Source organism: Nocardioides halotolerans DSM 19273 (genome assembly GCF_000422805.1).
Lineage (GTDB): Bacteria > Actinomycetota > Actinomycetes > Propionibacteriales > Nocardioidaceae > Nocardioides > Nocardioides halotolerans.
The window spans coordinates 1-17,634 of record NZ_KE383924.1 but is presented as its reverse complement, the minus strand read 5'-3'; the positions used below and the strand labels follow the sequence as shown (position 1 = coordinate 17,634).

Below are 17,634 nucleotides of genomic sequence, written 5' to 3'. Positions count from 1 at the left end.
CACGACACAATGGAGATCTGGCCGCGAGGAGTGGGTGAAGGCGATGACGGAGCCGATGACGGAGCCGATGACGCAGGCACAGAGACGGCACCAGGTCGTGGTGATCGGGTCGGGGTTCGGCGGCCTGTTCGGCGCGAAGGCGCTCAAGCGGTCCGACGTGGACGTCACGATGATCGCGAAGACCACGCACCACCTGTTCCAGCCGCTGCTCTACCAGGTCGCCACCGGGATCCTCTCCGAGGGCGAGATCGCCCCGCCCACCCGTGAGGTGCTGGCCAGGCAGAAGAACACCCGGGTGCTGCTCGGCGAGGTCACCGACATCGACCTCGCCACCCAGACCGTGACCTCGCACGTCCTCGGGCGCGAGACCGTGACTCCGTACGACTCCCTGATCGTCGCCGCCGGCTCGAGCCAGTCCTACTTCGGCAACGACCAGTTCGCCGAGTTCGCCCCCGGCATGAAGAGCATCGACGACGCGCTCGAGCTCCGCGGCCGCATCTTCGGCGCCTTCGAGCTCGCCGAGCTCGGCGCGATGCGGGGCGAGGACGTCGACGCGCTCCTCACCTTCGTCGTCATCGGCGCCGGGCCCACGGGCGTCGAGATGGCCGGCCAGATCGCCGAGCTATCCCGGCGCACGCTCGACCGTGACTTCCGGGCCATCAACTCGCGCGAGGCCCGCGTCGTGCTCGTCGACGCCGCCGGCCAGGTGCTCCCGCCGTTCGGCGCCGAGCTGGGCGTCAAGACCAAGCGCGCGCTCGAGAAGCTCGGTGTCGAGGTCAAGCTGGGCGCGATGGTCACGAACGTCGACGAGAACGGTCTCGAGGTCAAGCTCAAGGACGGCAGCTTCGAGCGGATCGAGGCGGTCACCAAGATGTGGGCCGCGGGCGTGCAGGCCAACGGCCTGACCAGGACGCTCTCCGAGCAGACCGGCGCCCCGCTCGACCGGGCCGGCCGGATCGGGGTCAACTCCGACCTCACGCTCCCCGGGCACCCCGAGGTGTTCGTCGTGGGCGACATGATCGACCTCGACCACCTGCCGGGCGTCGCCCAGGTGGCGATCCAGGGCGCGAAGTACGCCGCCAAGGCGATCGACCGACGCCTCGAGGGCAAGCCGCCGCAGCAGCCGTTCAAGTACTTCGACAAGGGGTCGCTCGCGACGATCAGCCGGTTCCGCGCGGTCGCCCTCATCGGCCGCTTCCGGCTCACCGGGGTGATCGCGTGGCTGCTCTGGCTGGGCGTGCACATCCTCTACCTGACCGGCTTCAAGAACCGCGTCACGGCGGTCCTGCACTGGGCAGTGTCGTTCGTCGGCCGGGGCCGCCAGGAGCGCACCGCCACGGAGCAGCAGATCTTCGGCCGGCTCGCGCTCGACCGGCTCGACCACGGCGCGGCCGACCTGGTCTCGCCACCGTCGGCCGAGCAGGTCGCCGCACAGGAGAAGAGGCGCGCCGAGCTCGAGGCCATCGCCGTCGAGGAGGCCCGGCTCACCGACTCGGGCGCCCGCGGCGTTCCCGCCGACTGAGTCGACTCCGGACTTCTGCCGGTCGACTCCGGACTTCTGCCGGTCGAGTCCGGAGTTCTGCGCGTCGAGTCGGGACCTTGTGCGGCCTATTCGAACGACTCGACCGGCAGAAGTCCGGACTCAACCCGCTCGCGAGCCCATTTCGGCAGGATGAAGAGCCCCTCGGCCTCGACGGTCAGGCCGTCGGGGCTGTGGATCTCACCCCGCGCCCACGTCTTGATGCCCTCGGACCGCTCGATCCAGGCCTCGCTGGTGAGCGGGCCGAGCGCGGTGCGCTGCCGGTAGCTCAACGTGAGGGTCGCGGTCATCCCCGGCTTGCCGCCGGCGCCCGCCGCCTCGCCGAGCATCTGGTCGAGAACGAGCGCCAGGACGCCGCCGTGGACGCTGCCGGGCGGGCCCTCGTAGGCCGCGCCGAGCGTGAACGACGAGCGCACCCCGCGGCCCTCCTGCACGATCGTCAGCGGCGGCGCGACCGCGTTGCGCAGGCCGACCACCGCGTTGCCCCAGGCGCGACCGCGGCCGTCGGTGCGCAGGTCCACGCCGTACGTCGTGCGCATCGGCGCGGCACGCAGCCGCTCGGTGATCGCCTCGACCTCGGCCTGCGCGCGGCGGATCTCCTCCGCCGGCACGGTGGTGCGGATGGCGGCGTCGACCAGGCCGCGCAGCGACTCGGTGAATGGGCCGTACACCGCGCGCTCGGCCTCGACCTCCTCGCGGCTGAGCTCGTCGATCCGGTAGTCCACGACCGAACTCTAGAACAGGTTCTAGTCGCGTCCGCCGGGCGGCAGGATCAGTGGGAGACCAGCTGCGGACGGAAGAACCGCAGCACCCGCATGAAGTCGTCGGGGTCGACCATCGAGGCGTCGACGGTGAACGGCGCCATGCCGCGACGCGGGAAGAGCACCTTCCAGCCACGGCGTCCGGGCCGGCCGTGCACCTCGAACCTCGTGTACGGGCTCGCGAGGTCGAAGATGAACCGGCCGCCCTGCTGGATCACCTGGAGCTGGCCCTGGTGCACCTCCAGCCTGGTCACGCTCGCACCGGCGCGGATCGCCCACACCATGGCGGTGGCGAGCACGACGATCGCGGCGAGGCCCATCGACTGGGTCTCCTGGATCCGGTAGGCCTCCCGGCCGAAGTAGACCGACGCGCCGAGGCCGGCCAGCAGCGCGAGCGTGAGGAGCCGCCGGGCCGTGCGCTTGGGGGTGAACTTGTAGACGCCCGGCATCTCCGAGGCGGCCTCGTCGTCGTGCCGTGCGGCCTTCTTCGACTCGGCCTGCGTTGGCTCGACCTGTGGCTCGATCTGTTGCTGCGCGACCGGCTCCGCGACCGGGGCGGGCGGCAGCGCGGCAGCCTGCTTCCGGCTCGCCCTGGCGCGGGCCTTGGCCGCGATCAGGTCGCGCGCCGCGTCACCGGGCCGGGGCCGCTCCCGTCGCCGGCGGGCCCGCGGTTCGCGCGCCGGCGCGGGCTCGAGGGCGGACACGGGCTCGGGCTCTGGCTCTGGCTCCGGCTCGGGCTCGGGCTCGGCGAGCTCGACCGGCTCGGGCGCCGCGACCGCGGGTCCCGGCTCGGCGATGTACAGCGACTCCGGCTCGGCCTGGTCCACCACGGACTCCGCCACCGGCTCCGGCTCGACCGGCGCCTCGGCGCCGGGCTCGACGCGGGGCTCGACGTACGGCTCGACGTACGGCTCGGGCTCGACGTAGGCAGCGGGCTCGGGCGCGACGGGCGCCGCCTCGATGAAGGCCCGGACCGGGGTCGGCGCGGCGACCACCTCGGGCTCCGCGTGGCGGTCCTCGACCGCCTCCACCGGCGCCTCGACCGGTGTCTGCACCTCGGCGTGCGGCGCGGACTGCGGGTCGCGCTGCGGCTCGGGCTGCGGCTCGGGCTGCGGCTCGGGCTGCGGCTCGGCGTGCCGCGCGGCCGGCCGCGCGGTGGTCGGTACGGCGGCGCGGATCGTCTCCTCGAGCGAGCGCCCCGAGGCGGGGGAGCGGGTCGGCAGCGGCGCGCGGGGTGCGGAGACCGGCGGCGCCACGACGGGGGCCGCGGGCGGGGTCAGCGGGACCGACGGCGCCTCGACCTCGGCCTCCGGCTCGGGCGGGTCGACCAGGCGAGCCTTGAGACGCTGCAGGCGGCTGCGGCGCTCGGCGGGCTTCGGGGTCTGCTTCGCCTCGGACTCCTCCACCTTCTTGCGCACCGAACGCATGACGATCGGCTCCCAGCCCGCGGGCGGCTCCCGGTCCAGCTCGTTGACCGAGCCGGACCGCTGCGACGCGGAGGGCGAGGGGCGGCGCGCGCCGAAACCGGACGGCGCCGCGATCCGCGAGCCGATCATCGGGTCACGCTCGACGGCGGACGAGGCGACCGCCGCCGTCGGCAGCCGGCGCGAGGACCGGGGCGGCGGCGAGGACTCCGCGGCGATGTCGTCCACGCGGGGGGCGTCGCCCTGCTCGGTCTGCTGCTCGTGGTGCGCGAGCCAACGGCCGAACAGGTCGTTCGACGACGGGTCCTGGCGCTGGGGGTCGGCGGCCATGCCACGACGGTACGGCGGGAGGACGCCCCGCGTGGCCGCTTTGCCGAACCTGCTCACCGCCTGCGACGAGGCGCGCCTCACGCCGCGGGCGCGGCGCGTGCAACTGGGATCGCTCGGCCGAATGTGTTCTCATGTGTGGCAGGTGAGACTGAAGTGACTTCTGACGACGACTCGGGCGCGCCGCGCCCTCGACGCCGGCAAGTGCTCCGTGCCGCCACGGTGACCGTTCTCGGGGCCGGGGTCGTCACCGGGACCGGCGCCGGGATCCTGCGCGCCCTCAACTCCGACGAGGGCGGCGGCGAGCGGCTCCTGCTGCAGGTCGACGCGACCTCCGGGGTCGGCATCCTGGAGAGGCCGCTCAAGGACCTCGGCCTCGAGAAGATCGGTGCCGACGTCTGGCAGACGCCGGTCCTCGACACCGCGCTGGTGACGATGGTCGGGTTCACGTGGCGCGACGGTGGCCGGCCGCCGAAGATCCTGGTCCGCTTCCGTGGCAAGGGCGGCTGGTCGCCCTGGCGCACGGCGCCGCTGCTGCGCGACCTGCCCGACCCCGCCACCGGCGAGGGCATCGGCAAGGCCGGCACCGCTCCGATGGTCGTCGAGCCGACCGACGGCGTGCAGGTCCAGGTCTCCGGTGTGCTCCCGCCCGAGCTCGGCATCACCCTCATCCACGCCGCCCCGATCGCCAGCGACGCGCGCCTGCTCTCCGAGACCCCCTCCCGGTCGGTCTCGCGGGCGGCGGCCGCCGCCGGCGGCGTCGCCGTGCCCTTCGTCTACACGCGGGCGCAGTGGGGCGCCAACGAGTCGTGGCGCGACGGCCCGCCGCGCTACAACAGCACGATCCTCCAGGCCCACGTGCACCACAGCGCCTCGGGCAACGGCTACGCCCAGGGCGACGTACCGGCCCTGATCAGGAGCTTCTACCGCTACCACACGAAGAGCCTGGGCTGGTCCGACATCGCCTACAACTTCCTCGTCGACTCCTTCGGCAACATCTGGGAGGGCCGGTACGGCGGCATGGACCGGCCGGTGCGGGGAGCGCACACCCTCGGCTTCAACGCCTCGTCCACCGGCTTCTGCGTGATCGGCAACCTCGACGGCGTCCAGCCGACCCAGCCGACCCTCGACTCGCTGGCCCGGCTCGCGGCGTGGAAGCTGTCGCTCTACGGCCGCGACCCCCAGGGCTGGACGCAGGTCACCTCCGAGGGCAGCGACAAGTTCCCGAAGGGCCGCGTCGTCACGCTGCCGGTGATCGACGGGCACCGCGACACCAACGACACGGCCTGCCCGGGCGGCAACCTCTACGTCAGGCTCGGCGAGGTGCGCGCGTCGGCGGCCGGCGTCATCACGGCCGCGACCCTGAAGCTGAAGAAGCCCTTCTCGATCGAGGGCAGCGCGGTCCTCGGCCAGACGCTGACGGTCACCGACGGCAAGTTCAAGCCGCGTTCGGCGACGGTCGTCTACCAGTGGTACCGCAACGGGATCGCGATCCCCGAGGCCACCGCCCCGACGTACGCGCTGACCGTGGAGGACGTCGGCCAGACGGTCGGCGTGGTCGTCACCGGCAACCTGCCGGACGTCCCGCCGGTCAGCCAGGCCATCAACCTCGACCGGGCGGTCAGGTCGGTCCCGGTCTGCTCCACCCGCACCCAGCGCAAGAAGGGCGGGAAGGTGATCATCCACTTCGAGCTCACCGCCCCGGGCGTCGCGCAGCCGGACGGCACCGTCGTGATCAAGGTCGGCAGCCGCAAGCGCACGGTGACGGTGAAGAACGGGAAGGCCGTCGCGCGCTTCGTGGGCGTCACCCCCGGCCGCTACCGCGTGCGCTGCCAGTACGCCGGCGGCACGCTGGTCGAGCCGGGCAAGGCCCGCGACTGGGTGCGGGTCCCGGGCAAGGGCCCGCACGCGAAGACCTCCTGAGCCCGGCCGCGCTGAGGCCGTCGGGGTCCGGACACAGAAGAACCCGCTGGCCGTGTCCCTGAACACGTCCGGCGGGCTCCTGAGTGGGCGGCTCCGACGTCAACCCCCGAAGACGGCCGAGCCAGCTTCCACCGGAGCCAACCACCCCCGTGGGACCGGCTCCGAGAGTCACGGTAGGTCGGGACAAGGCACACCTGACCCTCGCGTGGTCTACGAAGGGGTAACAGTCCCTCCGCGGGCGCCGGGCCGTCGCCGGTCAGCCCGCTGGTCACCCGGCGTCGGGGTCCTCGGGGTGCCGGCGCTTGCGGTCGAGGTCGCGCAGGAACTCCTCGTCGTCGTCCGGCGCCGTGGACCGCTGGGGCGGCCGGGGCTCGGGCCGCCGGCGCACCGGGCGAGCAACGCCACGGCGCTCGATGACCCGGATGAGGAGGTAGGTGGCCACGGCGAACAGCACCACCACCAGCAGGACCTTCAGCACGCTCCCAGCGTAGGGCTCGCCTGGTGAAAGCGTGCCGCAATGCCCCCGCCTAGGCTGTCGCCATGAAGGAGTTCGTCGTCTACACCGGCCTGCGGCTGCTGATGTTCGCCGCGACCTTCGGGGTCATCGTCGGGGTGTGGCTCCTCGTCGGCGACGAGGCGAACCTCTTCGTGGCCGTGGTCGTCGCGTTCGTCGTGAGCGGCATCGGTTCCTACTTCCTGCTCAACCGGCCGCGCGAGGCCCTCGCCCAGCGCGTCGAGGTGCGTGCCGAGCGGGCCACCAAGGCCTTCGAGGAGCGCAAGGCGCGCGAGGACGCCGAGTAGCGCCTGATCGGCGCCTGATCGGCGCCTGAGCGTCAGCGACGGCGGTTGATCTGGCGGACCCGCGACTCGGACTGGCCGAGGAGCTTCGCGAGGAGCGGCACGCGGCGGCGCCACACGACGACCCCGACGACCACGATCGCCACGATGATGAGGAGCGTCAGCATGCGGCGAGCCTACGTCGGTCGTGCCAGCGGAGCAGGTCAGCCGGCGGCGACCAGCGGCACCGCCACCAGCACCGCCCAGGCGAGCTCCGCCAGCCCGGTCGACTGCAGCACCGGCACCAGCGCCGGGCCGACGGCACCCGACAGCACGGTGCGCACCCCCCGGACGGCGGGGGCCAGGAAGCCGAGCCCGGCGAGCGCCCACCAGGTGGTGGCTGCGGCGACCGCGACGCAGGCGACGGCGGCGGCGAGCACGAGCAGCAGGTAGAGCGCCCGGGTGCGGTCGGCTCCGAGCACGACGGCGAGCGTGCGCTTGCCGGCGACGGTGTCGGTAGGGATGTCGCGCAGGTTGTTGACCACGAGGATCGCGCACGCCAGCGCGCCGATCCCCACGGCGGCGTACACCGCAGGCAGGAAGGAGCCCGACGCGAACGTCTCGGTCTGGACGTACGTCGTGCCGACCACCGCGACCAGGCCGAAGAACACGAAGACCATGACCTCGCCGAGCCCGAGGTAGCCGTAGGGGCGCGAGCCCCCGGTGTAGAACCACGCCGCGAGCACCGACACCAGGCCGACGGCGACCAGCCACCAGGCGGTCGTCGCGGCGAGCACCAGCCCGGCGACGCCCGCGACCCCGAACGCGAGGAACGCGGCGCGCTTCACCGCCCCGGGCGCAGCGGCGCCCGACCCGACGAGCCGCATCGGGCCCACCCGGTCGGCATCGGTGCCGCGGATGCCGTCGGAGTAGTCGTTGGCGTAGTTGACCGCGACCTGCAGGGCCAGGCTCACGACCAGCGCGAGCAGGGCCTTCCACCACACCGCGCCGTCGGCGTACGCCGCGACGCCGGTGCCGGCGACGACGGGCGAGACGGCCGCGGGCAGGGTGCGCGGGCGGGCGCCTGCCAGCCACTCACCAGGGGTTGCCACGAGCAGCGATTCAAGCAGGCCCCCGGCAACGACTAGCGTGAGGGCGTGGAGCTGGGCGGCACGACGACCGAGGTCGTCGCCGCTCTCGGGGCGTGGGTGAGCGCTTCCGACGACGAGCCGCTCGTGGTCGAGACGTCGGGCTCGACCGGCGCGCCGAAGCGGGTGGTGCTGTCGCGCCGGGCCGTGCTCGCGTCGGTGGCCGCGACCGCGCGGCGGCTCGGCGGCGAGGGCCGCTGGCTGCTCGCCCTCCCCGCGTCGTACGTCGCCGGCGCGCAGGTCGTGTGCCGGTCGGTCGCCGCCGGCGAGCCGCCGGTACTCCTCGACGACCACCCCTCGCTGGCCGCGGCCGTCGAGGCCGGCCGGCCGGCGTACGCCTCGCTGGTGCCGACCCAGCTGCACCGGATGCTCGGCTCCGCCGCCGACGCCGAGGCGCTGCGGTCGCTGCGCACGGTCCTCCTGGGCGGCGGTCCGATCGAACCCGACCTCCGGCGGCGGGCCGCGGACGCAGGGGTCCACGTCGTGGCGACCTACGGCTCGGCGGAGACCGCCGGCGGCTGCGTCTACGACGGCGTCCCGCTCGACGGCGTGCGCCTCGACACCGAGGCCGACGGCCGGCTGCGGGTGGCGGGGCCGACGCTGTTCGACCGCTACGACGGTGACCCCGCGCTGACCGCGCGGGTGCTGGTCGACGGCTGGTTCCGCACCGAGGACGCCGCGCGGATCGACGAGGACGGCCGGCTCCGGGTGCTCGGGCGGCTCGACGACATGGTCGTGACGGGCGGCGTCAACGTCCCCGCGCCGGCGGTCGCGCGCCGGCTGCGCGAGCACCCCGCGGTCACCGACGTCGAGGTGCTCGGCGTCCCCGACGAGGAGTGGGGGATGCGGCTGGTCGCCTTCGTGGTCGGCGAGCTCGCGCTGGACGACGCCCGCGACTGGGTCGGCGCGGCGCACCCCCGGTCGTGGGCGCCACGCCAGCTGGTGCGGCTCGACGCGCTGCCGATGCTCGCGAACGGCAAGGTCGACCGGGTTCAGCTCGCCACTGCCGCCTCGAGGTGAACGACGGCGGTCGCCACGCCGACCACCACCGCGTCGTGGGTGGCGATCACGAGCGCGCGGTCCTGGGTCGTCGCGGCGAGGGCGTCGAGCACGAGCCGGGTGTGGTCGCCGTCCTGGTGCGCGGTCGGCTCGTCGAGGATCGTGACCGCTGCCCTCGCGTGCAGCGCGCGCGCCAGCCCGACGCGCTGGCGCTCGCCCAGCGAGGTCTCGCCCGGGAACCTGTCGAGCAGGTGGTCGACACCGAGCGCCGCGGCCAGTGACGGCACCTCGTCGGCGCGCTCCATCGCGGCGACGGCGATGTTGTCGAGCACGGTCAGCGTGTCCAGCAGCGCGAGTCGCTGGGGCACGAACACGGTGCGCGCGGTGCCCTCGACCGTGCCGGAGGTGGGCCGGTCCCAGCCGGCCAGGATCGACACGAGGGTGCTCTTCCCGGTGCCGGACGGTCCGGTCACCGCGAGCACGTCGCCCGCGTGCACCTCGAGGCTGGTCGGGCGCAGCGCCAGGACGTCGTGGCCGCGGACGTCGTAGGACCTCGAGACGTCGCGGGCGACGAGCAGCGGCTCCCGCGCGGGCTCAGGCATCGCCGGGACCTCCCTCCGGCGGGTGCAGCACGACGCGGCCGTCCTCGATCTCGATCGCGACCCTGCTGGTCGGGAACAGCGCCCGCGCCTCGGCCGGCAGCTGCACCCGCCCGCTCGCGTCGATGACGCCCAGGCGGGTCGCTGCGCGCACGTCGTGCTCGGTCGTGAGCACGCCGTGGTCGAGGTGGAGCAGCCGGTCGGCCTGCTCGGTGATCCGCGGGTCGTGGGTGGTGTAGACGACGGTGGTGCCGTCGCGCTCGGCCGCCCGGCGGAGCCGCTCGAGCACCTGGCTCGCCCGCTCGTCGTCGAGGTGCGCGGTGGGCTCGTCGGCGACCAGCAGCGAGCGGCCCGCCGCCATCGCCGTGAGCAGCGCGAGCCGCTGCTGCTCGCCGCCCGACAGCTGGTCGACCCGGTGCCGCGCCTGCTCCGCGAGCCCGAGCGAGGCGAGCACCTCGTCGGTGTCCCTCGCGCCCGCCATCCGGAGGTGGTCGGTCGCCGTGAGGTGCTCGACGAGGTTGCTGCGGGGCCGCTGGTGCACGAAGGCGACGTTCCTGCGCCGCCACCTCCGCAGCCGCGAGGTGCTGAGCTCGGTGAGCACGGTGTCGCCGTGGGCGACCGTCCCGGCGGAGGGCCTGTCGAGACCCGCGATCAACCGGATGAGCGTGCTCTTCCCGCTGCCGGAGGGTCCGAGCACCGCGGTCAGGCTGCCCGGCTCGAGGACGACGTCGACGCCCCGGACCGCCTGCACCTCCTCGGTGAGGCCGCGGTAGACCTTCACCACCTGGGTGGCGACGACCCGGGGGCGCGGGTGGCCGCTCACGCGCTCACTCATCGTGCAGCAGCTCGTTGACGGACCGGGACCTGCCGAGCCACTGGTCGGCGGCCGCGCTGGCCAGGGTGAGCACGAGCGCGGCCGCCCCGAAGGCCACCGCGGCGAGCACGAGCTGGCCCGTGCCGGTCACCGCGAGCGGCGGGCGCAGCGTCGGCTCGGGGTCGAGCCGCGTCGCGAGCGACGCGGTGACGGCGTACGCCGACGCGCCGCCCGCCGCCGCTCCGAGGAGGGCGACCAGCGACAGGGCCGCGCCGGCCGCGCGCGAGACCACCTGCCGCGAGTGCCCGAGGTCGGCCAGCGTCCGGTCCTGGAGCCGCCGCTGCTCGCGGTCGCGCCGCTGCAGCCCCGCGAGCACGAGCAGCCCGAGCGCCAGCGCGAGCCCCATGAACGCCTGGAGGTACTGCGTCACCCACGACCGGGCGACGAGCGTCGCGTGCTCGGCGCGCACCTCGTCGGCAGTGTCCTGGAGCGACACCGTCAGCCCGGCGGCGCGGGCCGCGCGGGCGACCGTGTCGGCGTCGCGGGCGCTCCACAGCTCGGCCTCGAGCGTGTCGATCGCGCCGGACGGCGCCATCGCGAGCAACGCGTCCTGGTCGACGACCAGGACGGTCTGGCTCGGGCCCGAGCCCGCGAAGCCGGCGATGCGGTCGACCACGCGGTAGGGCACGGTGAACTCGTCTCCGCGCGCGAGCGTGCCCGACGCAGGCACGTGCGCGTCGTCGCCGGCGAGGAGCACGGGCACCGCGTCGCCATCGCCGCCGTGGAGCTGCCGGAGCAGGTCGTCGACGTCGCGGCCGGAGAACCGCGGCGACCAGTTCGCGGCCTCGGCAAACGTCGCCGCGTCGACGGCGTAGAGACGGTCGCCGGTGAAGTCGTTGATGCGGGGGACCGTCCGCAGCACCACGGTCGACTCTCCCACGTCGGCCGCGAGCTCGGCGGCGGGCACCGGGTCGCTCACGCCGAACACGCTGTTGGCGCCGACGGCCGTGGCGATCTTGTCGGTGGTCGCGTCGTCGGCGGACGCGTGCACGAGCAGCCCGTAGCCCGCGGCGCCGAAGGCGACCGTGGCGGCGAGGAACGCCGCGGCCGAGGCGGGGTCGCGGGCCAGCCGCGACACGACGAGCCGCGGCCCCAGCCGGCGGGGCAGCCAGCGGCGCACGAGCCGCTCCAGCAGCGTCGTGGCCACCGTCGACACCACGATCGCCGCGGCGGCCACCGCGGCCAGCGGGAAGGCGGCGGTGACCGCGTCGAACCCACGGCCTCCGCGGTAGGCGCTGACCGCGCCGGCGGCGGCCACCGCCAGGACCGCGCTGCGCCACGGGATCCGACTGGCCGAGACGACCGTGCGGCCGGAGGCGCGGCGCTGCCGGGCCAGCGCGTCCGCGCCGGAGGCCACCGCCACAGTGGCGAGTACGACCAGCCCGACCAGCACCGCGTCGCGCGGCCGAGGCGCCGCGCCGTCGTCGCCCACGATGGCGGCCACGAAGGGCGGGCTCGCCCACCAGCCCGCGAGCAGGCCGAGCCCGACCGGCAGCACGGACTCGACGAGGCTCAGCACCGTGAGCTCGGCCGACGAGCGCCCCTGCTCGACCAGCACCTGGCGCTCGCCGCGGCGGCGGACGAGCAGCGCGACCGCGGCCAGCGCGACGACGAGCCAGGAGAGGCCCGCGGCGAGCACGCGCACCGCGGTGATGCCCTCGTCGGTCGCGATCAGCCCCGACCGCGTCTCGACGACCATGCTCGACAGCCCGGTCGAGAGGGTGACGGGGTTGGTGCCGTGGTGGCTGACCTGCTTGCGGAGGTCCGACCCGCTGTCCTTCAGCTCCTCGCGCAGCTCGTCGGTGGAGTCGTGGAGCCGCGCGAGGTCGGCGATGCGGGCGGGCTCCCCCGGTGCCACGTCCCAGGTCGACACCGAGAGCTCCTGGATGCCGTCGACCAGCGCCCGGTAGGTGTCGGTGTCGGCCACCACCAGCGGCACGCTCGTCGTCGTCGGCACGAGGTGGCTCGGCCAGATCGGCAGCTCGTCGGTGAGGCGGTCCCACAGCCCGGTCGGGTCCTCGGGTGCACCGTCGGGGTCGGTCTCGTAGACGCCGGTCACCGTCGCCGGTGTCGGGGGAGGGTCGCCGCCCGGGAAGGCGAGCTGGACCCCGACGGGGTCGCCGGCCGACAGGTGGAGGGTGTCGGCGACGGTGTCGGGCAGCCACAGGCCCGAGCCGGTCGGCGCCGGGGAGCCGGGCGCGGCCACCAGCGACTCGAGCGCGCCGGTCGCCTGGAAGACCACGCCGATGGCGCGCTCGCCGGTGGCCGGGTTCACGACGTACGGCGCGAGCTGCGACTTGGGGTTGAGGTAGCTCACCGGGCGACGGATCTCCAGCGGCGGGCCACCACCGTCGAGGTCGTCCATGAACCGGGTCACCGCGCGCTCCACCCGCGGCGGCGACCCGTCCGTCACCGCGGCGCGGACCCGGCCCTGCTCGTCGGCGGGCGCGGTGGCCGGCACCGAGTCGAGCTGGCCGCGCACCAGCGCGACGTCCGCGGCGTCGAGGAACGGTCGGCCGGACAGCACCGACACGGCGAGCGCCGCGGAGCCGAACGCGAGCGCCACGGCGTACGCCGCGTAGTGCCGGACCTGCACCCAGAGGCTGCCCCGCCAGACGGGGTCGCGGAGCAGCGTCACCGGGGGATCATCGCTCAGCAGCGGCTCGGGGTCACGCCCCTTCTCCGCTCGCCCTAGGTTTGTCCCGTGGCCGACGTGCGGGTGTTCGCGATCCCGCTGCGCACCCGGTTCCGCGGCATCACGGTCCGTGAGGGCCTGCTGCTGCGCGGCGAGGCGGGGTGGGGGGAGTGGAGCCCGTTCCTGGAGTACCCGCCCGAGGTCGCCGAGCCCTGGCTCCGCTGCGCGGAGGAGGCGGCGGCGGGCGACTGGCCCGCGCCGGTGCGTGACGCGGTGCCGGTGAACGTGACGGTGCCCGCGGTCGGGCCCGACCAGGCGCACCGGATCGTGCTCGACGGCGGGTGCGCCACCGCCAAGGTCAAGGTCGCCGAGCCCGGCCAGACGCTCGCCGACGACGAGGCCAGGGTGGAGGCGGTGCGCGACGCGCTCGGGCCCTCGGGACTGCTCCGCGTCGACGCGAACGGCGCGTGGCCGGTCGACGACGCGGTCGCCGCCATCGGCGCGCTCGACCGGGCCGCGGGCGGGCTGGAGTACGTCGAGCAGCCCTGCGCGAGCGTCGAGGAGCTCGCGGCGGTGCGCCGCGCGGTCGACGTGCCGATCGCGGCGGACGAGTCGATCCGCCGGGCGGCCGACCCCTACCGGGTCCGCGACCTCGAGGCGGCCGACATCGCGGTGCTCAAGGTGCAGCCGCTCGGCGGGGTGCGCGCCTGCCTGCGGATCGCCGAGGAGATCGGGCTGCCGGTCGTCGTGTCGTCGGCGCTGGAGACCTCGGTCGGGATCGCCGCCGGGCTCGCGCTGGCCGGCGCGCTGCCCGAGCTGCCCCACGCGTGCGGCCTGGCGACAGTGCAGCTGCTGACCGCCGACGTCGCCGCCCAGCCGCTGCTGCCCGTCGACGGCGACCTGCCGGTCGGTGCCGCCCTCGTCGACCCGCACGCCGTCGACCTGCTCGCCGCGACCGCCGACCGGGTGGCGCACTGGGAGCGGCGGCTGGCCGAGGTGCGCGCGCTGTGAGCACGGTGAGCGCCACGGAGCTGGCCCGTGCGGCGGTCTCCGCGCTCGTGGCGAGCGGGGTCCGCGAGGTGGTGCTCGCACCGGGCTCGCGCAACGCACCGCTCGCGTTCGCGGCGTACGACGCGGCCGAGGCGGGGCTGCTCCGGCTGCACACCCGCATCGACGAGCGGACCGCGGGCTTCCTCGCGCTCGGCCTGACCAAGGGTGGCTCGCGGGCCGCGGTGATGTGCACCTCGGGCACCGCGGCCGCGAACCTGCACCCAGCCGTGCTCGAGTCCCACCACGCGCGGGTGCCGCTGGTCGTGGTCACCGCCGACCGGCCGGCCCGGCTGCGCGGCACCGACGCCAACCAGACCACCGACCAGGTCGGCCTCTTCGGCCCGCAGGTCCCGACGCTCGACGTCGCGGCCCCTGGGCGCTGGGACCTCACGGGTGTCGTGCACCTCAACGTCCAGCTCGACGACCCGCTGGTGCCGGCCGACCGCTGGCGTCCACCGGTGGTCGAGGAGGTCGCGCAGCGACCGTCTCCGCCGGACCTCCCCGCGGAGCGGCTCGACCTCGGGCCGCGCACGGTGGTGGTCGCCGGCGACGACGCCGGGCCGCGGGCCCGCAGCCTCGCGGCCGCCGCGGGCTGGCCGCTGCTGGCCGAGCCGTCGAGCGGCGCGCGCACCGGCCCGGCGCTGCGCACCTACCGCCTGCTGCTGGCGACCGAGCTCGGCGAGCGGGTCGAGCGGGTGGTGGTCTTCGGCCACCCCACGCTGTCGCGGCCGGTGCAGCGTCTGCTGTCGCGCGCCGGCGTGGAGGTGCTCGACGCCGACCGCTCGTGGACGCGCCCCTACCCGGTCACGCCCGTCGGCGCGGTCGAGGTGGAGGGCGCCGACGACCCGGCCTGGCTCGCCGCGTGGCAGGAGGCCGACGCCTCGGTGTCGCGCCAGCTCGACGCGCTCGTCGACGGTGCCGGGTTCACGGCGTACCACGTCGCGGGAGCGGTCAGCCGGGCGCTGCCGCCCGGTGGCCACCTGGTCGTGGGGGCGTCCAACCCGATCCGCGACCTCGACCTGATGGCGACGGCGTACGACGTCGGGAGCCGCCGCAAGGTGGTCGCCAGCCGCGGGCTGTCCGGCATCGACGGCACCGTGTCGACCGCGATCGGCGCCTCGCTCGCGCGCCGTGAGGGCCACCGCAACCTCGCGCTGATGGGTGACGTGACGTTCCTGCACGACGCCACCGGGCTGGTGATCGGCCCGGACGAGCCGCGACCCGACCTCACGATCGTGGTCGCCAACGACGACGGCGGCTCGATCTTTGCGACCCTCGAGCAGGGCGGCGAGGGCCACGCGCACGCGTTCGAGCGCCTCTTCGGCACTCCCCACCACGTCGACCTCGCCGCGCTCTGCCAGGCGACCCGCACGCCCCACTGGCGGGTCGGCTCCGCGGCCGAGCTCGACCACGCGCTCGCCCAGTACCGACCAGCAGAGCCGAATGGCGGCATCGAGGTCGTCGAGGCCGTCGTCGACCGGTCCCGCCGCCGCGAGCTCGACGAGGCGATCCGCGCGCTCAGGCCGTGATCACGCGGTCGGCGTCGCGACCCAGACCATCGGGTCGCCCCAGCCGAGCTCCTCGACGCCGTGCTTGGCGAACGACAGCGCGACGAGGGTCCGCCGGTGCGCCGCGAAGGTCAGCACGTGGGCGATCATCCCGCCGTAGGTGAAGACCTCGGCGGGCTCGCACAGCGCGTCCACGAAGGTGTCGTCGAGCCGGTCCTGCTCGACCACGTCGCGCACCTGGGTGAGGAACGCCGGCCCCTCGGCGGCCAGCCGCTCGCGCATCGAGGAGAGCGACTCGTGCTCCTCGACCGACCAGTCGTAGTCGCGCATGGCGACCGCGGCGTTCCACATCCCCATCTGCCCGATCAGCCGCGACAGCAGCGAGCGGATCGTCTGCTCGTCGTCGTCGACGTCGACCCCGATGGGCGCGTCGAGCTGCTGGTCGGTGAGCCGGGAGGCCAGTCGCACCATCTCGCCGGTCAGCCAGATGTGGTGCTCGACCATGCGTGTCATGAGGTCCATCGGGGACACCTTGTCTCGTGAGGGCAGCCGCAGGCTGCCGGGTGGGTGGAAGTGCACGTTGCTCGGCGCGGGGATCCGGATCCGGCCGGGTGCCTTGCGCCAGGCCGCCGGCGCGACGCCGTAGGCCCGGGTGAAGGCGCGGGTGAAGGCCTCGTGCGAGCCGTAGCCCGCCTCCACCGCGATGTCGATGAGCGGCGCCCGCGTCGTGACCATCCGGTACGCCGCGCGCTCCAGCAGGATCCGGCGACGGAACGCCTGCGGCGGCTCGCCGGCGACGCTGCGGATCATCCGGTCGAAGTGGAAGCGCGAGAAGTGGAACCGCGCCGCCAGCTCCTCCGCGCTGTCGGTCTCGTCGAGCGCCTCGGCGAGGTGGTCGACGAAGTCGGCGAAGGTGTCGGCAGCCGCCGAACCGTCCGCCGGCGCAGCCTCCGATCCGCCCACCGGGTCGCCCACCGGATTGCCCAGCCTCATGGGTCGATCGTGGCCCACCGGGACCTATTCCCGCTTGATCCGGATTGCGCGCTCAGCGGAACCGGGTCGCACCGCTAGGGCATGTCTCCTAAGTCATCAGCCAGATGGTGATGGCGCGTAGGACGACGGCGCCTCGGTAGGTGACAGCGAGCTTGTCGTAGCGGGTGGCGATGCCGCGCCATTGCTTGTGGTCGTTGAAGGAACGCTCGACCACGTTGCGGTCCTTGTACGTCATGGCGTTGAACGCCGGTGGCCTGCCGCCGGCCGAACCGCGCCGCTTGCGGTGCCCGATCTGGTCGGAGGGTTGGGGGATCACCGCCTTGATTCCCCGGTTGCTCAGTGCCGTTCGGTTGCTGCGTGAGGAGTAGGCCTTGTCACCGATGACCGCGACCGGTCGGGTGCGTGGCCGTCCGCGACCGAGCCGGCGCACGGCGAGCTGGGCCAGCAGCGGCTGCAGCATCGTGGAGTCGCCGGCCTGCCCTGGGGTGAGTGCGATGACCAAGGGTCGGCCACGCCCGTCGACGAGCTGGTGGATCTTGGTCGACAAACCTCCACGGGAGCGTCCGATCGCATGATCGGGCGGCTCGTCCCACGGGTTTGTGTAACTCGATTCAGCCCCCTGTGCGGGCCGCGGCTCGTGCCGAACGTGCGGCGCGAGAGTCGCCGACGGGCTGCTCGACCCGGCGGGTGTTGGTGGCGTGCTGGTGGGCGCGGTTGACCGTGGAGTCGACGCTGACCATCCAGTCGATGTCACCGCCTGCGTCGGCCTGGGCCAGCAACCGGGCGTGGATCTTGTCCCAAGTGCCATCGATCGAGAACCGGTGGTGCCGCTTCCAGACCGTCTGCCACGGACCGAACGATTCAGGCAGGTCACGCCAAGCGACACCGGTACGGAACCGGTAGATCACTCCCTCGACCACCTGCCGGTGGTCGCGAAAGGGGCGTGACTTCACCCCGTCCGAACACGGCATCAACGGTGCGATCTGCTCCCATTGAGCGTCGCTGAGCAATCTCTGACGGGACATGTCAGCAGCAAATCAGCCCCCCACGCCCGGACTAAGGAAACACGCCCTAGG

The 17,634-nt window shown here is 74.2% G+C and carries 15 protein-coding genes and 1 pseudogene; 6 read left to right on the top strand and 10 right to left on the bottom strand.

The genetic code is table 11. The features are described from left to right. Positions 1–43 precede the first annotated feature (43 nt). Positions 44–1,522: an NAD(P)/FAD-dependent oxidoreductase gene (locus G514_RS0118530; RefSeq protein ID WP_084152251.1), complete on the top strand. Its 1,479-nt coding sequence runs from the start codon at positions 44–46 to the stop codon at positions 1,520–1,522. Between the two features lie 86 nt (positions 1,523–1,608). Here G514_RS0118530 and G514_RS0118525 read toward each other — a convergent pair whose 3' ends face one another. Next, on the bottom strand, positions 1,609–2,265 hold the full coding sequence (locus tag G514_RS0118525; protein WP_028652966.1) for a PaaI family thioesterase: 657 nt from the start codon (positions 2,263–2,265) through the stop codon (positions 1,609–1,611). A gap of 47 nt (positions 2,266–2,312) precedes the next feature. Then, positions 2,313–4,055 (bottom strand): hypothetical protein, encoded by a 1,743-nt coding sequence (locus G514_RS0118520; RefSeq protein WP_028652965.1) that lies wholly within the window; start codon positions 4,053–4,055, stop codon positions 2,313–2,315. Between the two features lie 219 nt (positions 4,056–4,274). Between G514_RS0118520 and G514_RS29485 the strand changes: the two genes are divergently transcribed. Continuing rightward, a complete protein-coding gene (locus G514_RS29485; protein WP_157545001.1) occupies positions 4,275–5,975 on the top strand; it encodes an N-acetylmuramoyl-L-alanine amidase in 1,701 nt (566 codons plus the stop codon). 268 nt (positions 5,976–6,243) lie between these two features. Here G514_RS29485 and G514_RS0118510 read toward each other — a convergent pair whose 3' ends face one another. Beyond that, on the bottom strand, positions 6,244–6,453 hold the full coding sequence (locus tag G514_RS0118510) for a hypothetical protein (RefSeq protein ID WP_028652964.1): 210 nt from the start codon (positions 6,451–6,453) through the stop codon (positions 6,244–6,246). A 62-nt stretch (positions 6,454–6,515) separates the two neighbouring features. Between G514_RS0118510 and G514_RS0118505 the strand changes: the two genes are divergently transcribed. Continuing rightward, the gene (locus G514_RS0118505; protein ID WP_028652963.1) at positions 6,516–6,776 is read left to right on the top strand and encodes a DUF4229 domain-containing protein; all 261 of its coding nucleotides are present in this window, start codon (positions 6,516–6,518) and stop codon (positions 6,774–6,776) included. Positions 6,777–6,808: 32 nt separating this feature from the next. Here the strand turns inward: G514_RS0118505 and G514_RS31320 are convergent, their stop codons facing one another. Next, a complete protein-coding gene (locus G514_RS31320) occupies positions 6,809–6,940 on the bottom strand; it encodes a hypothetical protein (RefSeq protein ID WP_281167635.1) in 132 nt (43 codons plus the stop codon). Positions 6,941–6,976: 36 nt separating this feature from the next. Beyond that, entirely contained in the window at positions 6,977–7,864 is an 888-nt protein-coding gene (locus G514_RS0118495; protein WP_028652962.1) for a 1,4-dihydroxy-2-naphthoate polyprenyltransferase, read from the bottom strand. A 45-nt stretch (positions 7,865–7,909) separates the two neighbouring features. On the opposite strand from G514_RS0118495, the gene G514_RS0118490 reads away from it, so the two are divergent. Further along, positions 7,910–8,920: an AMP-binding protein gene (locus tag G514_RS0118490; RefSeq protein ID WP_028652961.1), complete on the top strand. Its 1,011-nt coding sequence runs from the start codon at positions 7,910–7,912 to the stop codon at positions 8,918–8,920. On the opposite strand, the gene G514_RS27710 is transcribed toward G514_RS0118490, so the two are convergent. From G514_RS27710 to G514_RS0118475, 3 genes are read right to left on the bottom strand one after another with little or no spacing between them, the layout of a single operon-like run. Continuing rightward, on the bottom strand, positions 8,893–9,501 hold the full coding sequence (locus G514_RS27710) for an ATP-binding cassette domain-containing protein (protein WP_036565531.1): 609 nt from the start codon (positions 9,499–9,501) through the stop codon (positions 8,893–8,895). The genes G514_RS0118490 and G514_RS27710 overlap by 28 nt on opposite strands. Continuing rightward, entirely contained in the window at positions 9,494–10,333 is an 840-nt protein-coding gene (locus G514_RS0118480; protein WP_084152228.1) for an ABC transporter ATP-binding protein, read from the bottom strand. Before G514_RS0118480 ends, G514_RS27710 begins: the two co-directional genes overlap by 8 nt. After that, positions 10,326–13,010 carry a hypothetical protein gene (locus G514_RS0118475; RefSeq protein WP_028652959.1) on the bottom strand — a complete coding sequence of 895 codons (2,685 nt, stop codon included), beginning with the start codon at positions 13,008–13,010 and terminating at the stop codon, positions 10,326–10,328. Before G514_RS0118475 ends, G514_RS0118480 begins: the two co-directional genes overlap by 8 nt. Before the next feature lie 75 nt (positions 13,011–13,085). On the opposite strand from G514_RS0118475, the gene G514_RS0118470 reads away from it, so the two are divergent. Both G514_RS0118470 and menD read left to right on the top strand, forming a co-directional pair. After that, a complete protein-coding gene (locus G514_RS0118470) occupies positions 13,086–14,018 on the top strand; it encodes an o-succinylbenzoate synthase (RefSeq protein ID WP_157545060.1) in 933 nt (310 codons plus the stop codon). After that, entirely contained in the window at positions 14,015–15,586 is a 1,572-nt protein-coding gene (gene menD, locus G514_RS0118465) for a 2-succinyl-5-enolpyruvyl-6-hydroxy-3-cyclohexene-1-carboxylate synthase (protein ID WP_028652957.1), read from the top strand. The genes G514_RS0118470 and menD overlap by 4 nt, the downstream gene beginning before the upstream one ends. Here menD and G514_RS27705 read toward each other — a convergent pair whose 3' ends face one another. Both G514_RS27705 and G514_RS0118455 read right to left on the bottom strand, forming a co-directional pair. After that, positions 15,587–16,558: a helix-turn-helix domain-containing protein gene (locus G514_RS27705; protein WP_084152227.1), complete on the bottom strand. Its 972-nt coding sequence runs from the start codon at positions 16,556–16,558 to the stop codon at positions 15,587–15,589. 88 nt (positions 16,559–16,646) lie between these two features. Next, positions 16,647–17,583, bottom strand: a pseudogene (locus G514_RS0118455) (IS5 family transposase). Positions 17,584–17,634: the final 51 nt, after the last annotated feature.

Bases quoted from the DNA above. Each gene is read 5' to 3' on its own strand.
- G514_RS0118480 (WP_084152228.1), bottom strand. From the start codon at position 10,333: ATGAGTGAGCGCGTGAGCGGCCACCCGCGCCCCCGGGTCGTCGCCACC.
- G514_RS27710 (WP_036565531.1), bottom strand. From the start codon at position 9,501: ATGCCTGAGCCCGCGCGGGAGCCGCTGCTCGTCGCCCGCGACGTCTCG.
- G514_RS31320 (WP_281167635.1), bottom strand. From the start codon at position 6,940: ATGCTGACGCTCCTCATCATCGTGGCGATCGTGGTCGTCGGGGTCGTC.
- G514_RS27705 (WP_084152227.1), bottom strand. From the start codon at position 16,558: ATGAGGCTGGGCAATCCGGTGGGCGACCCGGTGGGCGGATCGGAGGCT.
- G514_RS0118505 (WP_028652963.1), top strand. From the start codon at position 6,516: ATGAAGGAGTTCGTCGTCTACACCGGCCTGCGGCTGCTGATGTTCGCC.
- G514_RS0118520 (WP_028652965.1), bottom strand. From the start codon at position 4,055: ATGGCCGCCGACCCCCAGCGCCAGGACCCGTCGTCGAACGACCTGTTC.
- G514_RS0118530 (WP_084152251.1), top strand. From the start codon at position 44: ATGACGGAGCCGATGACGGAGCCGATGACGCAGGCACAGAGACGGCAC.